Genomic DNA, 3,926 nt, shown 5'->3' with positions numbered 1-3,926 from the left:
CAGGTGGTCGGCGGCAGCGTCTCCGACTCCGCCGCGGCCTGGCGGGGGGCGTTCCTCGCGCACGGGTCGCTCACCGAACCGGGCAGGTCCTCGGCCCTCGAGGTCAGCTGTCCCGGCCCGGAGGCCGCCCTCGCGCTCGTGGGTGCGGCCCGCAGGCTCGGCGTCACCGCCAAGGCGCGCGAGGTGCGCGGCGCCGACCGCGTCGTGATCCGAGACGGCGAGGCCATCGGTGCGCTGCTCACCCACATGGGCGCCCAGGACACCCGTCTGGTCTGGGAGGAACGCCGCATGCGCCGGGAGGTGCGCGCGACCGCGAACCGCCTCGCCAATTTCGACGACGCCAATCTGCGCCGGTCCGCACGCGCCGCAGTGGCAGCCGCGGCCCGGGTCGAACGGGCGTTGGCGATCCTGGGAGAGGACGTGCCCGACCACCTCGCCGCCGCCGGATCGCTGCGTGTGAAGCACCGCCAGGCGTCCCTCGAGGAACTCGGACAGCTCGCGGACCCGCCGATGACCAAGGACGCCGTGGCAGGGAGGATCCGCCGCCTGCTGTCGATGGCGGATCGACGGGCGAAGGAACTCGGTATCCCCGACACGGAGTCGGCCGTCACCGCTGAGTTGCTGGACGAGGCATAGCGGGGCACGCTGGGAACGGAGTTCGCGCCACGACAGGGCGGCTCCCACCGCACGACCACAGCCCACTAGGGTAGGGGTCACACCAGCACAATCATCGAAATTTCAGGGCAAAGGAGCTTCACTGTGACTGTCCGCGTAGGCGTGAACGGATTCGGACGCATCGGGCGTAACTTCTTCCGTGCGGTCGAGGCGCAGAAGGCGCTCGGCACCACCGACATCGAGATCGTCGCCGTCAACGATCTCACCGACAACGACACTCTCGCGACGCTCCTGAAGTACGACTCGATCCTGGGTCGCCTCGACAAGGACGTGCGTGTCGAGGGCGACTACATCATCGTCGGCGAGCAGAAGATCAAGGCTCTCGAGATCAAGGAAGGCCCCTCCGCGCTGCCCTGGGGCGACCTGGGTGTCGATGTCGTCGTCGAATCCACCGGCATCTTCACCAACGCTGCCAAGGCGAAGGGTCACCTCGACGCCGGTGCCAAGAAGGTCATCATCTCGGCGCCCGCCACCGACGAGGACATCACCATCGTCATGGGCGTCAACCACGACAAGTACGACGGCTCGCAGAACATCATCTCGAACGCCTCGTGCACCACGAACTGCCTCGGCCCCCTCGCCAAGGTGCTGAACGACGAGTTCGGCATCGAGAAGGGGCTGATGACCACGATCCACGCGTACACCCAGGATCAGAACCTCCAGGACGCGCCGCACAAGGATCTGCGTCGCGCCCGCGCCGCCGCCCTGAACATCGTGCCCACGGGCACCGGCGCCGCCAAGGCCATCGGCCTGGTACTCCCCGAACTGCTCGGCAAGCTCGACGGCTACGCGCTGCGCGTCCCGGTCCCGACCGGCTCGGTCACCGACCTCACCGCGACCCTCACCAAGAAGGCCACCGCCGACGAGGTCAATGCCGCGCTGAAGGCCGCTGCCGAGGGCCCGCTGAAGGGCATCCTGAAGTACAACACCGACCCGATCGTGTCCTCGGACATCGTCACCGACCCGCACTCGTCGATCTTCGACGCGCCGCTGACCAAGGTCATCGACGAGCAGGTCAAGGTGGTCTCCTGGTACGACAACGAGTGGGGCTACTCGAACCGTCTGGCAGACCTCATCGGTCTCGTCGGCAAGTCCCTCTGACACTCGCAGAACAGGACATCCGAACAGTGGCAGTTCAGACCCTGAAGGATCTGCTCGACGCCGGTGTCGAGGGCCGTGGCGTGCTCGTGCGCTCCGACCTCAACGTCCCGCTCGACGGCGAGACGATCACCGACGCCGGCCGCATCCTCGCGTCCGCGCCCACCATCCGCACGCTGGCGGAGGCCGGGGCCAAGGTCGTCGTGACCGCGCACCTCGGCCGCCCCGAGGGCGAGCCGGATCCGAAGTACTCACTCGCGCCCGTCGCGGCGAAGCTCGGTGAGGTTCTCGGGCGCAACGTCCAGCTCGCCGGCGACGTCGTCGGGCAGGACGCGCTCGCACGCTCCGAAGGCCTGACCGACGGCGACATCCTCCTCCTCGAGAACGTCCGGTTCGACGCTCGCGAGACCAGCAAGGACGACGCCGAGCGGCTCGCCTTCGCCCGCGAACTCGTCGAGCTCGTCGGCGACGACGGCGCGTTCGTCTCCGACGGTTTCGGTGTCGTGCACCGCAAGCAGGCGTCGGTCTACGACGTCGCGACGCTGCTTCCGCATTACGCGGGCGGTCTCGTCGCGGCCGAGGTCGAGGTGCTCGCCAAGCTCACCACCGACACCGAGCGGCCCTATGCCGTGGTGCTCGGCGGCTCGAAGGTCTCCGACAAGCTCGGGGTCATCGAGGCGCTTGCGCCCAAGGTCGACACGCTCGTCATCGGTGGCGGCATGTGCTTCACCTTCCTTGCCGCGCAGGGTTGTCCGGTCGGCACGTCGCTGCTCGAGGAGTCGATGATCGACACCTGCAAGCAGCTGCTCGAGCGGTTCGGCGACGTCATCCACATCCCGCAGGACGTGGTGGTGGCCGACAAGTTCGCGGCCGACGCACAGTCGCAGACCGTCGCGGCCGACTCCATCCCGGACGGATGGATGGGCCTCGACATCGGACCGGAATCCGTGCGGCGCTTCGCCTCGCTCCTCGGCTCCGCGAAGACGGTGTTCTGGAACGGCCCGATGGGCGTGTTCGAGTTCGAGAACTTCGCGGCAGGCACGAAGGGTGTCGCGGAGGCGATCATCGAAGCCACCGGAAAGGGCGCGTTCAGCGTCGTCGGCGGCGGCGACTCCGCTGCGGCCGTGCGGTCGCTCGGACTCGGTGAGGACCGTTTCTCGCACATCTCCACCGGTGGCGGCGCCTCCCTCGAATACCTCGAGGGCAAGGAACTGCCCGGCATCTCGGTTCTGGAGGGCTGACGGGAATGGCACGGACACCGCTCATCGCGGGCAACTGGAAGATGAACCTCAACCACCTCGAGGCCATCGCTCTGGTGCAGAAGATCGCGTTCACCCTTCCCGAGAAGTACCTCGAGAAGGTCGACGTGACGGTCATCCCGCCGTTCACCGACATCCGCTCGGTGCAGACGCTCGTCGAGGGCGACAAGCTCGGCATCACCTACGGGGCGCAGGATCTGTCGGTCCACGACTCCGGCGCCTACACCGGAGAGATCTCCGGTGCGATGCTCGCCAAGCTCGGCTGCACCTACGTCGTGGTCGGGCACTCGGAGCGTCGCACCCTGCACGGTGAGACCGACGAGATCGTCCGCGACAAGGCCAAGGCGGCGCTTCGGCACGGCCTCACGCCGATCGTCTGCATCGGCGAAGGTCTCGACGTCCGCGAAGCGGGCAACCACGTCGAATACAACGTCGAACAGTTGAAGAACTCGCTCGCCGGTCTGTCCGCCGACGAGATCGCGAAGATCGTCGTCGCGTACGAGCCGGTCTGGGCCATCGGCACGGGCAAGGTCGCCTCGGCGGCCGACGCCCAGGAGGTGTGCGCCGCGGTGCGCACCACTCTCGCCGAGCTGGCCTCGCCCGAGGTCGCGGCGTCGGTCCGCGTCCTGTACGGCGGGTCGGTCAACGCCAAGAACGTCGGCGAGCTCATCGCTCAGTCCGATGTCGACGGTGGTCTCGTGGGAGGCGCTTCCCTCAAGGCCGACGAGTTCGCTCAGCTGTCGGCGATCGCCGCAGGCGGTCCGCTGCTCTGAGCGACGAACATCGCGGTGGAGTGCAGGATCTCGTCGAGATCCTGCACTCCACCGCTTTTCGCCTCTGTACGTCGATTTCCCGCCCGGCATCGTGCTCGCAGCGACCCTCACCGGCACACCC

4 protein-coding genes are annotated in these 3,926 nt (G+C 67.9%); all 4 read left to right on the top strand.

Features of this window, described 5'->3' with window-relative positions; translation table 11 throughout:
• Positions 1-636, top strand: a 636-nt coding sequence (gene whiA, locus R1101_RS0117935; RefSeq protein WP_016934734.1) for a DNA-binding protein WhiA, incomplete at its 5' end; no start/stop codon positions are given.
• A gap of 123 nt (positions 637-759) precedes the next feature.
• Complete coding sequence (gene gap / locus R1101_RS0117930) at positions 760-1,776, top strand: type I glyceraldehyde-3-phosphate dehydrogenase (protein WP_016934733.1); 1,017 nt, start codon at positions 760-762, stop codon at positions 1,774-1,776.
• A 26-nt stretch (positions 1,777-1,802) separates the two neighbouring features.
• Complete coding sequence (locus R1101_RS0117925; protein ID WP_016934732.1) at positions 1,803-3,014, top strand: phosphoglycerate kinase; 1,212 nt, start codon at positions 1,803-1,805, stop codon at positions 3,012-3,014.
• Between the two features lie 5 nt (positions 3,015-3,019).
• Positions 3,020-3,805 carry a triose-phosphate isomerase gene (gene tpiA, locus R1101_RS0117920; protein ID WP_016934731.1) on the top strand — a complete coding sequence of 262 codons (786 nt, stop codon included), beginning with the start codon at positions 3,020-3,022 and terminating at the stop codon, positions 3,803-3,805.
• Positions 3,806-3,926: the final 121 nt, after the last annotated feature.

This window comes from Rhodococcus sp. R1101, assembly GCF_000278445.1.
Taxonomy (GTDB): Bacteria; Actinomycetota; Actinomycetes; order Mycobacteriales; family Mycobacteriaceae; genus Rhodococcus; species Rhodococcus gordoniae.
Note: the sequence above shows the minus strand (reverse complement) of the source record. Positions and strands in the feature narration are given on the sequence as shown.